Consider the following 15,943-nt stretch of genomic DNA (forward strand, 5'->3'; position numbering starts at 1 on the left):
GCGAACTGGCCTGGAGATAAAAGGCTATTCAATAAAGGCGTGCGGATAGAAACGCGACAGATCCTGCGTGATCAACTCCCGATCTTCCCGCAGGCCAATACCGGCCGGTTGATCGTCGATGAGCCAACTGCCAATCAGCGTATAACTGTCACCAAATTTTGGCAGCGGATGGAACTGCTGCACAATCATGCCTTCTTCGCCGTATGGACCATCCACCCGGGCGATCTCTTTGCCGTTTTCCACGATACGAATGTTAGCGCCTTCGCGGGAGAACAGCGGTTTGACCACATACTTGTCCATAGGCGGCACGTCGTCTTCAGCAAACCAGGCAGGCAGCAGGTTGGGATGATTGGGAAACATCTGCCACAGCATTGGCAATAACGCTTTGTTTGACAGAATGCTTTTCCAGGCGGGTTCAAGCCACCGCACGCCCGCATCCGCCAGCTTGGTCGAAAACATTTCGCGCAGCATAAATTCCCACGGGTAAAGCTTAAACAGATTACTGATCACCTGATCGTGCGGGTCAGTAAACTGGCCTTTCTCACCCAGCCCTATCTCATCAATATAGAGAAATTCGCTGGGTAAGCCGGCTTCCGTGGCGCAGTCCTGCAGGTATTGCACCGTGCCGCGATCTTCCTCGGTATCCCGGCAGCAGGCAAAGTGCAGCCAGTTAAAGCCGTGCTGCTGATGCAGCACCGTGAAGCGATCGATAAGCTTTTCCTGCAGGCTGTTAAACTGGTCGCTGCCAGGCGGCAACTGGCCCGCATTCAGCTGGTCTTCCAGCCACAGCCACTGGAAAAACGCCGCTTCATACAGCGAGGTCGGTGTATCGGCGTTGTTTTCCAGCAGTTTGGCATCGCCTCGGCCATCCCACGCCAGATCGAGACGGGAATAAAGTGAAGGCTGACGCTGATTCCACGAGTCACGCACGAAGTCCCAGGTATGTTTTGGAATACGGAAGCGGGTAAGCAGGGCTTCACTGTTTACCACTTTTTCCACCACCTGCAGACACATCTGATGAAGTTCGGCGGTCACCTCCTCCAGATAGTCGATTTGCGCCAGGGTAAACTGATAGTAAGCATCTTCGCACCAGTAGGGCTCACCGTGCATGGTGTGAAAACGAAAACCAAACTCTGTGGCTTTTTCCCGCCAGCCCGGACGCTCAGAAATCGCGATACGTTGCATAAACGGTATTAGCCTCCCAGCGAACGACTGGAGGTCCAGGAAGCACTGCTGCGCTGCATCGCGTTTTGTTTCGCAACCGTTTCGCCAAAACCACCACGTGTGATGGTGGAGGTGGTGGTCGGTTTCGGCGCCAGGGCAGTTTTGGGCACGTTCATGGTTTTACCTGGGGTGGCATTACCGTAGTTACGGCCAGAGGCATCCACGAACTGACCGTTTGCCGGGCTGTTGGGGGTTTTCGGTGAGAACAACGGTTGCTGGGCAAAGCCCGCGCCGCCGCCCATCATGCGCCCCATCATGTAGCCTGCCATTAACGGCATCCAGAAGCTGCCACTTTGCTGCGCTTCGGCATTCGTACTGCCTGTGCCCGCCTGTGCCGGTGCCTGCTGGCACTGGTTTTCACCAAATTCGGCGACACAGTCTTCACGTGTCGCATATTTTGGCGCGGTGCGTTCAGCTTCCTTTTTAGCGTTGTTAAACGCGGTGGTGCACTGCGCACTTTGTCCCGGATTGGCTTTTGAACAGTCGTCCGCGTTTTGATAAAGGGTGACGGTTTCGTCGTTTTGCTCACAACCTGCCAGCATAAATACCGCTGAAACAGCGATAGCAACAGGCGTTAAGTGTCTTGCTTGCCAGCTCTTACGAAAGGCGGCATAGCGGATCGTTTTAGTCCGTTTCATTATAAATATCCTGTGCCCAAAGGTAGTGCATAGAATAGGGGATGAGTGGTGAGAAATGAAGCTAACGGCCAGGCAGGACGGGGATCTTTACGTAGTTATACGTTTTGCAGAGAGGCGGGCCGCAAAGCAGCCCGCAACAGGCTTAGTGACTGAACGGATTACGGCTGCTCTTATGTGCGGCCTTATGTACGGGGGCCGGTGCTGGTGCCGTTTCGGAAGTGGAGATGTGATCTTCACCCAGCACCTGCTGTACATTTTGTGGCTGAACCGTTTCCGGCGAGGTTGAGATTTCTTTACCTAACTGACTGTTAAGCACACCCAAACTCTGCTCGTTCAGCGTGCCCAGGGCATAGCTGATATTCAACTGGTTAATCAGATAGCTGTAACGCGCATCCGACAACTGCTGCTTAGCGTTATAAAGCGTTGATGTCGCATTCAGCACGTCAACGATGGTACGGGTTCCCACCTGGTAACCGGCTTCCATCGCGTCTAATGAACTTTGTGCGGACACCACGGCTTGTTTGTACGCGGCAATGCTACTTGCTGACGCATTGACGTTGTTGTAAGACGAGCGCACGGTCTGCACGGCTGAACGGTGCGCGGCTTCCAGCTGCTCACTGGCGCTGACAAAGTTGTATTGCGCCTGTTTCACCTGCGAGGTCACGCTGCCACCGCTGTAAAGCGGCAGGGTAAAGCTCAGGCCCACTTTGTTGTTGCCGGTGATGGAATCTGTCGAGCTGGCATTTTGCTCAGCACGGCTTCCGCCGTATTTGCTGTTGGACAGGCCCGTCGAGGCGGTCAGATCCAGCGTCGGTAAATGGCCCGCCTCCGCTGAACGGATTTGCTCACGGGCTAAGTCCTGGTTCAGACGGGCAGAAAGCAGGTTCAGGTTGCGGCTTTCAGCCTGCTTAAGCAGCGAGTTAACCGCTTCAGGTTTAGTGGTTTTGAAGCGATCAATATCCAGCGACGCCAGCGCCAGGTAATCCATACCGGTAATCTGACGCAGAGACTCCACGGCGTTGTCCAGGTCATTACGCGCGGTCACTTCATTCGCCAGGACACTGTCGTACTGCGCGCGGGCGTTCTGCACGTCGGTGATGGCGACCAGGCCCACGTTGAAGCGCTGGGTCGTTTGATCCAGTTCGCGATAAATCGACATCTTCTGCGCTTCGACGTAAGAAAGCGTATCAATGGCTTTCAGCACATTGAAGTAGGCCGTCGCGGTGTTCAGAATCAGATCCTGCTGGGCGACCTGGTAGGTCACATCCTGAATACCGGCTGCTTTTTCCTGCAGCGTCAGCGCACGCCATTTTGACATATCGAAAATGGTTTGCGTCAATTGCAGCGAGCCACTGGTGGTATTGGAGTGAATACCGCTACTATCACGGTAGCCGTTTGCGTAGGTATAGTCTGCACCCAAACCCAGTTGGGGTAATAAAGGACTGCGCGCTTCGTTAATTTTCTCGAACGCCGCATCACGCGTCGCCGCAGAGCTACGCAGATCAGGGTTGCTTAAACGCGCTTGCTGGTAAACCTGAAGCAGGTTTTCCGCCTGGCTGGCGAAGCTGAAACCGCCCAGGCTCAGCCCAATAAAAAATGGGAGCAGTTTTTTCATTTGCATTCCTTTTGTTGCAGCAAATCGCAGTGACTGTGCCGCCTGTAAGCCAAAAATTATCGCAGATTCTAGCAGAGGGCAACTGTGAGATAAGGTGGCTGAACGTGCCATATTTGTGTGTTTCAGGTAAATAACTCAGTAATAACCCTTTGGATGGCATCTGGGCTTGTGTTTTATCTGTGTTATCCCAATCTGCATAAGGAACTTAATGATGAAGGACAATAAAACATCACCTGTGACTTTCACAAAAAATGATGTAGAAATTATTGCACGAGAAACCGCGTACGAGGGTTTTTTTTCCATTGTGCGTTATCGCTTTCGTCATCGGTTGTTTAATGGCCAAATGAGCCGGGAAGTGACGCGTGAAGTTTTTGAGCGCGGTCATGCCGCTGTGCTGCTACCTTATGATCCCGTCCGTGATGAAGTGGTGCTGATTGAACAGATCCGCATCCCGGCTTTCGATTGCAGTCCCACGCCCTGGCTGCTGGAAATGGTGGCAGGCATTATTGAACCGGGTGAAACCCCGGAGCAGGTGGTACGCCGTGAGGCCGTCGAAGAAGCGGATCTGACGGTTGGCCGGGTCAAACCGGTGCTGAACTACCTGGCCAGCCCCGGCGGCACCAGCGAACGGTTATCGGTAATGGTCGGAGAAGTGGATGCCAGCCAGGCAAAAGGATGCCATGGTCTGGAGGAAGAGAATGAGGATATTCTTGTCCATGTGGTCAGTCGTGAACAGGCTTACCACTGGGTGGAACAGGGGATTATTGATAACGCGGCATCTGTCATCGCCTTGCAATGGCTGGCACTGCACCATAAAAAACTTCGAGAAGAGTGGACGCAAAAATGAAACAGCGCTATATCCCTGATTTCCCCGAGATGATGAGGCTGTGCGAAACCAATTTCGCCCAGTTACGTCGTCTGCTACCACGTGATGACGCAGCAGGCGCATCGGTGATCTATCAGGTGAGTGGCGCCCGCTACCAGGTAACCGTTGAAGAATCAACGCGTTATACTACCCTGGTCGATATCCGTCAGACGGCCCCAGCCGTAAGTTACTGGAGCCTGCCGTCAATGTCTGTCAGGCTGTATCATGACGCGATGGTGGCTGAAGTGTGTTCGACACAGCAGATCTATCGGTTCAAAGCACGTTATGATTATCCGAATAAAAAAATGAATCAGCGTGATGAGAAGCATCAAATCAATCAGTTTCTTGCTGACTGGTTACGTTATTGCCTGACGCACGGCGCGATGGCAGTTCCGGTTTGCTGATGCGTATAATGCACTGAATGGCGTAGAGACGAAGGAAACGCTTTGGATAGCCTGCTAACTCTTCCTGCGACAACAGAATCTGAGGTTCGGATTCTGCAAGTAACGGACACGCATTTGTTCGCAGGAAAACACGAATCCCTGCTGGGGGTGAATACCTGGGCCAGTTATGACGCGGTACTGGATGCGATCATCGCGCAGCAGCGTGATTATGATCTTATCGTTGCCACCGGCGATCTCTCTCAGGATCACTCAGTCGAAGCCTATCAGCATTTTGTTGAGGGCATTTCGCGCCTGCCTAAACCTTGCGTCTGGCTGCCGGGGAATCATGATTTTCAACCTGCGATGGTCGATACGCTGGCAGAGGCCGGCATTAACGCACACAAGCATGTGCTGTTAGGCGATCACTGGCAGGTTGTTCTGCTGGACAGCCAGGTCTTCGGCGTGCCCCATGGCATGTTAAGTGACTACCAGCTTGAGTGGCTGAATACCACGCTTGCCCGTTATCCGCAGCGCCATACGCTGGTGCTGTTGCACCATCATCCTTTAGCGTCGGGCTGCACCTGGCTTGATCAACACAGCCTGCGCAATCCGCATCAGTTAGACGCCGTGTTGCAGCACTATCCGCTGGCAAAAACGCTGGTCTGCGGCCATATTCATCAGGAAATGGATGTACCGTGGCAGGGCCGCCGTGTGCTGGCAACGCCGTCGACCTGCGTGCAGTTCAAACCGCACTGTACCAGCTTTACCATCGATACCGTTGCGCCCGGCTGGCGCTGGTTTACGCTGCACAATGACGGTCAGCTTGAGACCGAAGTCAACCGACTCACCACACAGGCTTTTCGCCCCGATCTGGATGCTGAAGGATATTAACGGATGAAGGCGCTGCTTTATCTGCACGGCTTTAACAGCTCACCGCGTTCAGCAAAAGCGACGTTGTTTAAACAGTGGCTGAGCCAGCATCATCCCGATATTGAGATGATTGTGCCGCAGTTGCCAACGTTTCCTGCGGATGCGGCAGCTATGCTGGAAGATATCGTGCTCAGCCACAGCGGACGACAGCTGGGCCTCGTCGGTTCTTCGCTGGGCGGCTACTACGCCACCTGGCTGTCACAATGTTTTATGCTGCCGGCGGTGGTGGTCAATCCCGCCGTTCGCCCGTTTGAGTTGCTGGTGGATTTTTTGGGTGAAAATCAGAATCCCTACACCGGTCAGCAATATGTGTTAGAGTCTCGCCACATTTACGATCTGAAAGTGATGCAAGTTGATCCGCTGGAAGCGCCTGATTTATTGTGGTTGCTGCAACAAACCGGCGATGAAGTGCTCGACTACCGCCAGGCACTCGACTATTACAGCGCGTGCCGTCATACGGTTGAAGAGGGCGGAAATCATGCATTTACTGGATTCGAGCGCCATTTCCCGCAAATTCTGGACTTTCTGGGCCTGAATCACGCTTGAGCAACGTGGAAATCGCAACCATTTTCTTCATCTAATCAGACAGTTACCATGAGTCAATCAAGCTATAATGCGGGTGACATTGAGGTCCTGACTGGCCTTGAGCCGGTTCGCCGTCGCCCGGGAATGTATACCGATACGACGCGCCCTAACCACCTGGGTCAGGAAGTCATTGATAACAGCGTCGATGAGGCACTGGCGGGCCATGCCAAACGGGTAGAGGTGATTTTGCATGCCGATCAGTCGCTGGAAGTCATCGACGACGGGCGCGGCATGCCGGTGGACATCCACCCGGAAGAAGGCGTTCCGGCTGTTGAACTCATTTTGTGCCGGCTGCACGCGGGCGGTAAATTTTCCAATAAAAACTACCAGTTTTCCGGTGGCCTGCACGGCGTCGGGATTTCGGTGGTTAATGCCCTGTCCAAACGCGTTGAAGTGAATGTGCGCCGTAACGGCGAGATCTACACTATCGCCTTTGAAAATGGTGAAAAGGTGCAGGATCTGACCGTCACCGGCACGGTTGCCAAACGCAACACCGGCACCAGCGTCCATTTCTGGCCGGACGAACACTTCTTTGACAGCCCGCGTTTCTCGGTTTCCCGCTTATCTCACCTGCTGAAAGCGAAAGCCGTGTTGTGTCCGGGTGTCGAAATCGTCTTTAAAGACAAGCTCAACAATACCGAGCAGCGCTGGTGTTACGAAGATGGCCTGACAGATTATCTGTGTGAAGCCGTAAACGGCCTGCCGACGCTGCCGGAAAAACCGTTTGTGGGTGCCTTTGCAGGCGATATCGAAGCGGTGGACTGGGCGTTACTGTGGCTGCCGGAAGGCGGTGAGCTGTTGACCGAAAGCTATGTGAACCTGATCCCGACCATGCAGGGTGGGACACACGTTAATGGTCTGCGCCAGGGCCTGCTGGACGCCATGCGTGAGTTTTGCGAATACCGCAATATCCTGCCGCGTGGCGTGAAGCTGTCCGCCGAGGATATCTGGGATCGCTGTGCCTATGTGCTGTCGGTCAAAATGCAGGATCCGCAGTTTGCCGGTCAAACCAAAGAGCGCTTATCTTCACGCCAGTGCGCCGCCTTCGTGTCAGCCGTGGTCAAAGATGCCTTCAGCCTGTGGCTGAATCAGAACGTGCAGGCGGCAGAACAGCTGGCAGAGCTGGCGATTTCCAGCGCCCAGCGCCGGATGCGCGCGGCGAAGAAGGTCGTGCGTAAAAAGCTGACCAGCGGCCCGGCGTTGCCCGGAAAACTGGCAGACTGTACAGCACAGGATCTGAATAAAACCGAACTGTTCCTGGTGGAAGGGGATTCGGCGGGCGGTTCAGCCAAGCAGGCACGCGACCGCGAATACCAGGCGATCATGCCGCTTAAAGGCAAGATCCTGAACACCTGGGAAGTCTCGTCGGATGAAGTGCTGGCCTCACAGGAGGTGCACGATATCTCTGTGGCGATCGGTATCGATCCCGACAGCGAAGATCTGACGCAGCTGCGCTACGGTAAGATCTGTATTCTCGCCGATGCCGACTCAGATGGGCTGCACATTGCCACGCTGCTCTGCGCGCTGTTCGTGAAGCACTTCCGTACGCTGGTAAAAAACGGCCACGTTTATGTAGCGATGCCGCCGCTTTATCGTATCGATCTGGGCAAAGAAGTGTATTACGCGCTGGATGAAGACGAGAAAGAGGGCGTACTGGAGCAGTTAAAGCGTAAGAAGGGCAAACCGAACGTTCAGCGCTTTAAAGGGCTGGGTGAAATGAACCCGCTTCAGTTACGTGAAACCACGCTCGATCCGAATACCCGCCGTCTGGTTCAGCTTACCGTCAGTGACGACGATATTGAGCAGACGCTGCGGACGATGGACATGCTGCTGGCGAAGAAGCGTTCTGAAGATCGCCGCAACTGGTTACAGGAAAAAGGCGACAAGGCCGATATCGAAGTCTGAGTCGGTTACCCGCTGCAAAAAGCCCCGGCCTGTACCGGGGCTTTTTCGTGTCAGCGTAGCAGAAATTACTGGCCGGGTTCCAGCACCAGAATTTTTACGTCTGTCACGTATTCTTTAATGGCAGCGCGATGGGCTTCCATATGCGGCATTTGCTGATGCTGGTCGAGATGACGCAGGGTTTCCCACTGCTCCAGCATGAAAATCGAATCGGGTGAGTTGTGTTTCCACGGCACCTGCGCCTGATGATCGACCAGCGCGCTGTACTGATGGCAGCCTTCTTCTTCCAGCACGGTCGGGATCACCTGATGAAACGCCTCCAGTACTTTCTGACGGTAGCCTGGCTTCACACAAATTTCAGCAACGACGGTTAACATTCACGTTTCCTCTTTCGGGGGGAAAGTCTATTTAAGCAAAAATTTCGCTGAGATGCGTCCGATAACGAGCAATATCCCGCGGCACATCAGGCTGCTTGATCACGTCGTTACAGATGAACGTCGGTAAGGCTTCCATTCCAAGGAACTGATTAGCCTTGTGAAAATGCAGGTACAGGCCATCCACGCCGACGCCTTCGAAGAATTGCTCAGGATCGGTAAAGGCTTCCAGCGGAGCGTTCCAGGTCAGGGAAAGCATATATTTTTTGCCCTGAAGCAGGCCGCCAGAACCGTATTTTTTCTCGCTGTCTGAACGTGTGCGACCATCACTGGCATACAGCTTGCCGTGGCCTTCCGTAAAGACTTCGTCAATATAACGTTTCACGGTCCAGGGTTCGCCCATCCACCAGCCTGGCATCTGATAAATCACGACATCGCTGTCGAGATATTTTTGGATCTCATCTGCCACAACATAGTCACTGTCGGCGACGGTAACGGTCACCTCATGGCCCAGATCGCGCAACTGGCTGGCGGCCACGTCGGTCAGCGTATGATTCAGTTCACCTTTAGAATGGGCGAAAGTTTTACCACCATCGATAATTAAAATGTAGCTCATTAAGCGTGTCTCCCGTATGCGTTTATGGGGAGTAGCTTAGGCCGCGACGCGCGGGAGAAAAATGCGAGAATGATCACAACACTTTTGCGATTAGCGCAATAACCCGTAAGGTTATGTCACCATAACGGCGCAAACTCACCTCCGAAAAAAAAGAATGATGAAGAAAACACTCATAATGACTTTACTGCTGGTGGCTGGCGTTGCCCAGGCCCAGTCGCGTCTGGACAGCGTGCTCAACACCAAAACCCTGAAAGTCTGTACGACCGGGGACTACAAGCCCTACAGCTTTCTGAAACCCGATGGCCACTATGAAGGGCTGGATATCAGCATGGCGGAGTCGCTGGCGGCGTCACTGGGAGCGAAAGTGCAATGGGTACCTACCACCTGGAAAACCCTGATGCAGGACTTTTTAGCGAAACAGTGTGATATCGCACTGGGTGGCGTATCGGTTACGCTGAAGCGCCAGCAAACCGCCTGGTTTGCTCAGCCGCTTGGCGTGGACGGCAAAATTCCGCTGGTGCGCTGCGCGGATAAAACGAAGTATCAGACGGTTGACCAGCTAAATAAACCCGGCGTCCGGTTAATCGAACCCGCGGGCGGGACGAACGAAGCCTTTGTGCACAGTTATCTTCCTCAGGCGGCGTTAACGCTGTTTCACGATAACGTCACCATTTTCCAGCAGTTGGTGGATAACAAAGCCGATGTGATGATTACCGATGCCTCAGAGGCGCTGTATCAGCAAAAACGCTTCCCTTCCCTGTGCGCACTCAATCCGGATAAACCGCTTCAGTATGGCGAGAAGGCCTATATGCTTCCGCGTGATGATATGAGCTGGAAACAGTATGTCGATCAGTGGCTACACCTGAGCACGGCCACGGGAGAATATGCGAAGATTGCGCAGCAGTGGATGGGCGTGATGAAGTAATCATGTTTTGTGCGCTCAGTTTTTTTGCAGCGCTGTACACGCCATCCGACAGGGTTTCTGAGCGGGCGTCCTCACGTCGCTGTCGCGTGCCTTCACGTCGCGCTTCAGCCTGACGGACTGACGGAGACGATACAGCCTGTACCGACTCCGTTTTTTGCCCGCGTCCTGCGGGCAAATCCTGGTTTTATCGCTCTGTTCAGCGCTGCGGATTGCCTGCTCCGACTTCCTGTCAGATGGCTTTGAAACGCCACGGTGCGGTTGTCTGAATCAAAAGCGAAGATGCTTAATACAACGACGCTTTACCCAGCCCACCAAACAAATTCATCTTGTAGCGAATGACCGCTTTTGCCGCCTCAATCGCTTCGGGATAAATTACGTTCGGATCCCACCAGGTTTCACGGGTTAACACTTCACGCACTTTCTGGAAATAGGCATATTTCATGTCGCTGGAGATGTTGATTTTACCCACGCCCAGCGTCACCGCCTCGGCCACTTCGGCATCGGGATTCGCCGAGCCGCCATGCAGCACCAGTGGAATGGAAACGCGCTGTGAAATGTCGCGCAGGATATGCATTTGCAATTCCGGTTTCATATCTTTGGGATAGATACCATGCGCGGTGCCGATGGCGACCGCTAAGGTATCCACGCCGGTTCGCTGCACAAAGTCTTCGGCCTGAGCCGGGTCGGTGTAGATCACTTTGCTCACGCCGCCTTCCACGGTCGTCCCGGTATCGCCAATCGTCCCCAGTTCGCCCTCAACCGACACGCCCACCGCATGGGCCAGCTTCACCACCTCTTTCGTCAGCGCCACGTTTTCTTCGTAAGGCAGCAGGGAACCGTCAATCATCACCGACGTGAAACCGCACTGAATAGCGCGCAGCACATGGGCCACCGATGCACCGTGATCCAGGTGCAGCGTAAACGGCACGCTGCTTTTCAGTGTGCGCTCCCGCACATAGCCAAAAAATGCATCGGTGACGAATTCCAGTTCACTGGGATGAATCGAGATAATGGCCGGGGTTTGAGTGGCTTCGGCTTCTTCCACGACCGCGCGGATAAAACAGCTGTCAGCGACATTGAAGGCGCCAATCGCAAAGCGATGTTGACGGGTGGGTCTTAACATCTCTTTCATAGAAATCAACATGTTAAATCTTCCTCAGCTTGTTTTATGACAAAGGGTTGCCCTGCGCTGACGTTCAGTGACGCGCACCGGGTTACAGCAGAAAGCCATCAGGCCTGGCGGGCGGAGCCAGACCAGCTCAGATAGTCACTGACGACTTCACAACAGGCGGACTCCATCAGGGCGAGTAAGTCCGGCAGTTCGGTGGTGGGAGGGTGTTTAAGCGCCTGGTGCAGCGCCTGTTTACCGGCTTCAAATACCGCCGCGCCAACGTTAATCTTGGCGACGCCGTGCTGACTGACGCGCCGAATATCGTCCGCTGGCGTGCCACTGCCGCCGTGAAGCGCCAGCGGGCGCGATGAGGCCGCGTGCAGGTCTGCCAGACGCTGGAAATCGATTGTCGGCTGCACCCCAGCGGGATAAAGCCCATGCGCGGTGCCAACCGAAACCGCGAGCAGATCGATATGGGTCTGCTCAAGAAACGGCAGGACATCCGCCACCTGGGTCATTTTGACCGCCGCGTCGGCCAGCGCGTAGGTGGGCGCATCGGCGATATGGCCCAGTTCACCTTCGACGCAAACCCCGGCGGTGTGGGCCATGTCGACCACGCGGGCCGTCTGACGAATGTTTTCGGCCAGCGGCTCCGCCGAAGCATCGATCATCAGCCCGGTAAAGCCTGCGCGAAAGGCCTGGCCAATCAGCGGAAAGGCCTTGCCATGATCGAGCGCCAGCGCGATTGGTACGCTGGCCTCTGCCGCCAGCGCCTGCACCAGCGGCACCGCGATGGCTGGCGGAAAATGACGGCTATGGCCTTGATACACATTCAGTATCAGGGGCGCACGCTGCTGCTCCGCCGCCTTAACCGCCGCCCGGGCACTTTCCAGGTTGAAGCAGTTGATGGCCAGAACGGCATATTTTTTCTGCGCAGCCTGGCTTATCAGGTCGTTCATTGCCGCGTACATACTCACTCCTTATTCCAGTGTGAATTTAATGTCGTCGTCGCGAACGGTGTGATCTTCCACGTCGTCAAACTCTTCGTCGGCTTCAGTGACGGGCTTTTTCAGCAGCGAAAGCATGACGCCACAGATCGTGGTGCCGATACCAAGCGCCAGGCAGAACAACCCGGGTTTGGTGAACAGCGGTACGACGAACATGCCGCCGTGAGGCACCGGCGCTTCCACGCCCCAGACCATGATCAGGCCACCGGCAACGGCTGAGGCAACCACACAACTCCCGACGACCCGGAACAAATCGCGTGCGGCAATGGGGATCACACCTTCGGTGATCATGCAGATCCCCATCGGGAAGGCCGCTTTCAGGGCTTCTTTTTCCGCGCGGGTGTACTTATGGCGCGTGAGCAGCCAGGAGAGCGTGATGCCAAAGGGCGGGATCATCGAACCGGCAAATTTGACCGCTTCCGGCCCGTAAATGCCGTCCACCAGCATGCCATCCGCAAACAGCGACATGGTTTTATTGACCGGCCCGCCGAAGTCAAAGGTCGCCATCGCCCCCAGAATCGCCCCCATGATGAACTTAGAGCCCCCCTGCATTGATTCCAGCAGGGCGATCAGCGCCTTTTGCAGCCAGACAATGGGCTGACCGATAAACGTCATCATGAGCAGCCCGGCAATGATGGTGCTCAGTACGGGCAAGACCATGATCGGCATCAGCCCCTGCATCGACTGTGGCAACCGGATACTGCGCCGCAGCAAAATCACCGTGTAACCCACCAGGAAGCCACCCAGGATGCCGCCGATAAAGCCGGTGCCAATCTGTCCGCAGATAAACCCGACGATCAAACCCGGCGCGAAGCCCGGCCTGTCGGCAATCGAGTAAGCGATAGCCGCACTGATCAACGGGACGATTAAGCCCATGCCCCAGCCACCGATCTGGTTCAGCATCCAGGCGATCGTACCGGGATGTTTACCCACATCGGGCCCGCCAATCACCTGACCCAGCGCAATGCAGATCCCGGCGGCGACAATCAGCGGGATCATCCAGGAGATCCCGGTTAACAGATGGCCTTTGATCGCTTGCCCGTACTGGCTTTTGTTAGCGTTCATTGTGGATCTCCTCAGGCACGCGCCAGTGAATCCGCCACTTTTTCCAGAAACTTGATGGGCGACTTGATCACCACTTCGGTTTTCACCCGCACGATCGGTTTGCCCCGAAAACGTTCCTCGCCTGTGATCTTCACGTCCACCGCCAGGATCACCACGTCGGCTGCCGCTATCGTTTCGGCATCCAGGGCGTTTTCTGTCCCGATGGTGCCCTGCGTTTCCACATGGATGGTGTGGCCAAGGGCGTGAGCGCCTTTGATCATTTTTTCACGCGCAATGTAGGTATGCGCGATGCCCGCCGTACAGGCGGCAACACAGACAATGTTCATGATTACCTCGGATTCCAGGGTTAACAGAGGTCGGTTTCGGCGTACTGACTAAACAGCCGAATGATTTCGCTGGGATCGTTTTCCACCAGCAGTTGCGCAATCACCTCATCATCGGCCAGCGCACTGGCCACCTGTGACAGCAGGCGAATATGGGTCGTGTTTTGATCTTCCAGCCGCACGGCAAACAGGATGATGCAGCGCACCTTGCTGCCATCCAGCGTCTCCCAGGGGATATCCTGCTGGCTGCGCCCGATGGCCAGCGTGGTTTGCTTAACGGCAGAGGACTTACCGTGAGGAATGGCGATATGATTCTCAAACCCGGTCGATCCCTCCGCCTCGCGTAGCCAGACATCGCGGATAAAGGCCTCTTTATCGCTAATGGCACCGTCGCTGAACAGCAACTCCGTCAGTTCGATAATGGCCGCTTCTTTGCTGCTGGCCTGCAGATTGAGATTGACGCGGCGTGGCGTGAGAATGCGAGAAATATCCATTAATCAGACCTCATTCAGTTAATGTTCTGCCAGTGCGCGCGTTGCGGCCTGTGGCAGTTGGCGACCAATCATGGCGTCCGTCACCCGGCGAATATCGTCGTCGTTAAAAAACGCAGTAACATACACGGTGGGCAAGGTGCTGATATCGAGATGAATGGTGGAGATGACCAGATCCACCGGCTCCTGCTGACAAAAGTCGTCCAGCGTGCTGGCCGAAATAACGCCCACGATAATCCAGTCCGGAAAGGCGCGCAGGATGCGACTTTTCAGCAAATGCGACGTGCCGACGCCGCTGGAACACACCAGCAAAATACGTTTATGGGCGATTTGCCGTTCAAGCGCGGCCTGAAAATGCACGCACAGATAACCGATCTCATCGTCAGCGATTGGCCCATAATGAAACCGCTCGGCCGTTACCTGCATGGCGCGTTGGGTCAGCGTGAAAATATCCTGTAATTCCGCTTTTATGTCATCGAGTAAGGGATTGCGAATCGTAATATGATATTTAAGCCGGTTAAGTAGCGGCTTAATATGGAATAGCAAACCTTCAAATAATAAAGAATCGGTCGACAGATCCTTTTGGATGAATGCGGAAAAGCAATGAATTAATTCGAGCGTAATATTGCGCGATGCTGCATTTGAAAAAGGAGAGTGCGATAGCATGTGGCTGCCGCGTTCTTCGACTACAATGCCCGATGAAATAATATATTGATAAATAAATCCCACTTCATCCGCGGGCGCGGATTGCCCCAGCCGCTGTTCAATCTGTACTACCATCTGGCGGGCAATCTTCAGAATGCGGTTGTCCATTTCTGACGCGCTCAGAGCCAGCGGCAGGGACAAGGCTTTGCCCTGCGCCATACGGTGAATCATGATCAGAATATGGGTGGACAGATTGAGGTAATACGCATCGCTCAAAGGGTAGCCAAGCTGCTGCTCCATTTGCTGCAGTAAGCGCTGCACAAAGGCCACGTCCTCTTCGCCGAAATAGTGGATCAGCGCCTGATAACTGCCGGGGTCGAGCCGCGGCAGGGCCATATTGCTGCCCGTGTTATGCTGCATAACGTCGTTAATCAGCAAAACCATGGCCTGGCGCAGTGCCTGTTCGCTGCCTGCCACATGCGTGCCGCTCTGGCTACGGACCAGCTCCAGCGCCAGCGGTTGCAACCACTCTTCAATCACCTTGAGGTCATTAACAATCGAAGCGTGACTGATGAAATAACGTTCAGATAACTTACTGATCGAGGTTTCACGTGGCGCGTCTCGTAGCAACTGGGACAGGATTTTTACCCGCCGCGCATTGTTGCTTAAGCCCGCAGACCAGTTATCGTCGCTGGCAACATGCTGCTGCAAGCGCAGCCGCTGTTCATGATCGTATGTTTCCAGCGCCACACAGCGGCCAGGCAGCTTCACCAGTTGCGCCTGCCAGCCATGCAGCCAGGGTTCCAGACTTTGTAAATCCCGATAAATACTTTTTTCAGAAACGGTTAACTGTTGGGCTAATTGCGCCAACGCCAGCGGCGTGCCCGCCTGTAACAGTAATTTCAGTAATCGGTGTTGTCGTGAAGTCAGATTTTGCATTCAGTCACCCGTCTATTATTTCGTTAGCGGTGCTTAAGTGGCAATTCGTTAAATCCAACCAGGGCATAAAATAAAACCGGTATATGTCGCTGAAATTGAATTTAGGTGGTGAAAGAAAAAGCAACAATACTAAATGTTGTCCCGGGAACGGGACAGGATTAATACGCTATAAATAAGCTGATAATTAATTGCGAGGAAGGTCACAAACTATTAAAAATAAGCGCACGGGGATTTTTACCGGTGCGGTTTTTTCGGCGACCGGAAAACAGGGAAAAAAGAGTGACCAGCCCGCTCCAGGACTGTGA

At 54.4% G+C, this 15,943-nt stretch carries 17 protein-coding genes; 6 read left to right on the top strand and 11 right to left on the bottom strand.

Features of this window, described 5'->3' with window-relative positions:
* Positions 1–24 precede the first annotated feature (24 nt).
* The 3 genes from GC090_RS03325 to tolC form a co-directional block, all read right to left on the bottom strand.
* Complete coding sequence (locus GC090_RS03325; protein ID WP_006118195.1) at positions 25–1,185, bottom strand: glutathionylspermidine synthase family protein; 1,161 nt, start codon at positions 1,183–1,185, stop codon at positions 25–27.
* An 8-nt stretch (positions 1,186–1,193) separates the two neighbouring features.
* Positions 1,194–1,862 carry a DUF1190 family protein gene (locus tag GC090_RS03330; RefSeq protein WP_324020856.1) on the bottom strand — a complete coding sequence of 223 codons (669 nt, stop codon included), beginning with the start codon at positions 1,860–1,862 and terminating at the stop codon, positions 1,194–1,196.
* A 142-nt stretch (positions 1,863–2,004) separates the two neighbouring features.
* Positions 2,005–3,477, bottom strand: a complete 1,473-nt coding sequence (tolC, locus tag GC090_RS03335) for an outer membrane channel protein TolC (RefSeq protein ID WP_006118193.1) — start codon at positions 3,475–3,477, stop codon at positions 2,005–2,007.
* 211 nt (positions 3,478–3,688) lie between these two features.
* Between tolC and nudF the strand changes: the two genes are divergently transcribed.
* Genes nudF through parE form a run of 5 tightly spaced genes read left to right on the top strand, consistent with a single transcriptional unit; the run spans position 3,689 to position 8,145 of the window.
* Positions 3,689–4,324 (top strand): ADP-ribose diphosphatase, encoded by a 636-nt coding sequence (gene nudF / locus GC090_RS03340; RefSeq protein WP_033739821.1) that lies wholly within the window; start codon positions 3,689–3,691, stop codon positions 4,322–4,324.
* The gene (locus tag GC090_RS03345; RefSeq protein WP_006118191.1) at positions 4,321–4,746 is read left to right on the top strand and encodes a DUF1249 family protein; all 426 of its coding nucleotides are present in this window, start codon (positions 4,321–4,323) and stop codon (positions 4,744–4,746) included. The genes nudF and GC090_RS03345 overlap by 4 nt, the downstream gene beginning before the upstream one ends.
* 42 nt (positions 4,747–4,788) lie before the next feature.
* Positions 4,789–5,616: a 3',5'-cyclic-AMP phosphodiesterase gene (gene cpdA / locus GC090_RS03350; protein ID WP_033739819.1), complete on the top strand. Its 828-nt coding sequence runs from the start codon at positions 4,789–4,791 to the stop codon at positions 5,614–5,616.
* Between the two features lie 3 nt (positions 5,617–5,619).
* Entirely contained in the window at positions 5,620–6,201 is a 582-nt protein-coding gene (gene yqiA / locus GC090_RS03355; protein ID WP_033739817.1) for an esterase YqiA, read from the top strand.
* 48 nt (positions 6,202–6,249) lie between these two features.
* Positions 6,250–8,145 carry a DNA topoisomerase IV subunit B gene (parE, locus tag GC090_RS03360; protein ID WP_006118187.1) on the top strand — a complete coding sequence of 632 codons (1,896 nt, stop codon included), beginning with the start codon at positions 6,250–6,252 and terminating at the stop codon, positions 8,143–8,145.
* A gap of 65 nt (positions 8,146–8,210) precedes the next feature.
* Here the strand turns inward: parE and GC090_RS03365 are convergent, their stop codons facing one another.
* Both GC090_RS03365 and GC090_RS03370 read right to left on the bottom strand, forming a co-directional pair.
* Entirely contained in the window at positions 8,211–8,519 is a 309-nt protein-coding gene (locus GC090_RS03365; RefSeq protein WP_033739815.1) for a putative quinol monooxygenase, read from the bottom strand.
* A 31-nt stretch (positions 8,520–8,550) separates the two neighbouring features.
* A complete protein-coding gene (locus tag GC090_RS03370) occupies positions 8,551–9,132 on the bottom strand; it encodes an NAD(P)H-dependent oxidoreductase (RefSeq protein WP_324020858.1) in 582 nt (193 codons plus the stop codon).
* Between the two features lie 175 nt (positions 9,133–9,307).
* Here GC090_RS03370 and GC090_RS03375 point away from each other — a divergent pair, with 175 nt between their 5' ends.
* On the top strand, positions 9,308–10,057 hold the full coding sequence (locus tag GC090_RS03375; RefSeq protein WP_369974383.1) for a transporter substrate-binding domain-containing protein: 750 nt from the start codon (positions 9,308–9,310) through the stop codon (positions 10,055–10,057).
* Between the two features lie 283 nt (positions 10,058–10,340).
* Here GC090_RS03375 and GC090_RS03380 read toward each other — a convergent pair whose 3' ends face one another.
* The 6 genes from GC090_RS03380 to GC090_RS03405 all read right to left on the bottom strand — a co-directional run bounded on the left by GC090_RS03380 (position 10,341) and on the right by GC090_RS03405 (position 15,638).
* Positions 10,341–11,201, bottom strand: a complete 861-nt coding sequence (locus tag GC090_RS03380; protein ID WP_006118185.1) for a ketose-bisphosphate aldolase — start codon at positions 11,199–11,201, stop codon at positions 10,341–10,343.
* A gap of 86 nt (positions 11,202–11,287) precedes the next feature.
* Positions 11,288–12,139: a class II fructose-bisphosphate aldolase gene (locus tag GC090_RS03385; protein ID WP_033739812.1), complete on the bottom strand. Its 852-nt coding sequence runs from the start codon at positions 12,137–12,139 to the stop codon at positions 11,288–11,290.
* A 9-nt stretch (positions 12,140–12,148) separates the two neighbouring features.
* Positions 12,149–13,240: a PTS fructose transporter subunit IIC gene (locus GC090_RS03390; RefSeq protein ID WP_054633136.1), complete on the bottom strand. Its 1,092-nt coding sequence runs from the start codon at positions 13,238–13,240 to the stop codon at positions 12,149–12,151.
* 11 nt (positions 13,241–13,251) lie between these two features.
* Positions 13,252–13,566 (bottom strand): PTS fructose transporter subunit IIB, encoded by a 315-nt coding sequence (locus tag GC090_RS03395; RefSeq protein ID WP_006118182.1) that lies wholly within the window; start codon positions 13,564–13,566, stop codon positions 13,252–13,254.
* A gap of 20 nt (positions 13,567–13,586) precedes the next feature.
* Positions 13,587–14,057, bottom strand: coding sequence for a PTS sugar transporter subunit IIA (locus tag GC090_RS03400; RefSeq protein WP_033739808.1), 471 nt, complete (start codon positions 14,055–14,057; stop codon positions 13,587–13,589).
* Positions 14,058–14,075: 18 nt separating this feature from the next.
* Entirely contained in the window at positions 14,076–15,638 is a 1,563-nt protein-coding gene (locus GC090_RS03405; protein WP_133745624.1) for a BglG family transcription antiterminator, read from the bottom strand.
* Between the last annotated feature and the right edge of the window lie 305 nt (positions 15,639–15,943).

It is taken from the genome of Pantoea sp. JZ29, assembly GCF_035190385.1.
In the GTDB taxonomy this organism is placed as follows: Bacteria; Pseudomonadota; Gammaproteobacteria; order Enterobacterales; family Enterobacteriaceae; genus Pantoea; species Pantoea stewartii.

Bases quoted from the DNA above. Each gene is read 5' to 3' on its own strand.
- GC090_RS03400 (WP_033739808.1), bottom strand. From the start codon at position 14,057: ATGGATATTTCTCGCATTCTCACGCCACGCCGCGTCAATCTCAATCTG.
- GC090_RS03345 (WP_006118191.1), top strand. From the start codon at position 4,321: ATGAAACAGCGCTATATCCCTGATTTCCCCGAGATGATGAGGCTGTGC.
- GC090_RS03365 (WP_033739815.1), bottom strand. From the start codon at position 8,519: ATGTTAACCGTCGTTGCTGAAATTTGTGTGAAGCCAGGCTACCGTCAG.
- GC090_RS03405 (WP_133745624.1), bottom strand. From the start codon at position 15,638: ATGCAAAATCTGACTTCACGACAACACCGATTACTGAAATTACTGTTA.
- nudF (WP_033739821.1), top strand. From the start codon at position 3,689: ATGAAGGACAATAAAACATCACCTGTGACTTTCACAAAAAATGATGTA.
- tolC (WP_006118193.1), bottom strand. From the start codon at position 3,477: ATGAAAAAACTGCTCCCATTTTTTATTGGGCTGAGCCTGGGCGGTTTC.
- GC090_RS03325 (WP_006118195.1), bottom strand. From the start codon at position 1,185: ATGCAACGTATCGCGATTTCTGAGCGTCCGGGCTGGCGGGAAAAAGCC.
- GC090_RS03395 (WP_006118182.1), bottom strand. From the start codon at position 13,566: ATGAACATTGTCTGTGTTGCCGCCTGTACGGCGGGCATCGCGCATACC.
- GC090_RS03385 (WP_033739812.1), bottom strand. From the start codon at position 12,139: ATGTACGCGGCAATGAACGACCTGATAAGCCAGGCTGCGCAGAAAAAA.
- GC090_RS03370 (WP_324020858.1), bottom strand. From the start codon at position 9,132: ATGAGCTACATTTTAATTATCGATGGTGGTAAAACTTTCGCCCATTCT.
- parE (WP_006118187.1), top strand. From the start codon at position 6,250: ATGAGTCAATCAAGCTATAATGCGGGTGACATTGAGGTCCTGACTGGC.
- GC090_RS03390 (WP_054633136.1), bottom strand. From the start codon at position 13,240: ATGAACGCTAACAAAAGCCAGTACGGGCAAGCGATCAAAGGCCATCTG.
- GC090_RS03330 (WP_324020856.1), bottom strand. From the start codon at position 1,862: ATGAAACGGACTAAAACGATCCGCTATGCCGCCTTTCGTAAGAGCTGG.
- GC090_RS03375 (WP_369974383.1), top strand. From the start codon at position 9,308: ATGACTTTACTGCTGGTGGCTGGCGTTGCCCAGGCCCAGTCGCGTCTG.
- yqiA (WP_033739817.1), top strand. From the start codon at position 5,620: ATGAAGGCGCTGCTTTATCTGCACGGCTTTAACAGCTCACCGCGTTCA.
- GC090_RS03380 (WP_006118185.1), bottom strand. From the start codon at position 11,201: ATGTTGATTTCTATGAAAGAGATGTTAAGACCCACCCGTCAACATCGC.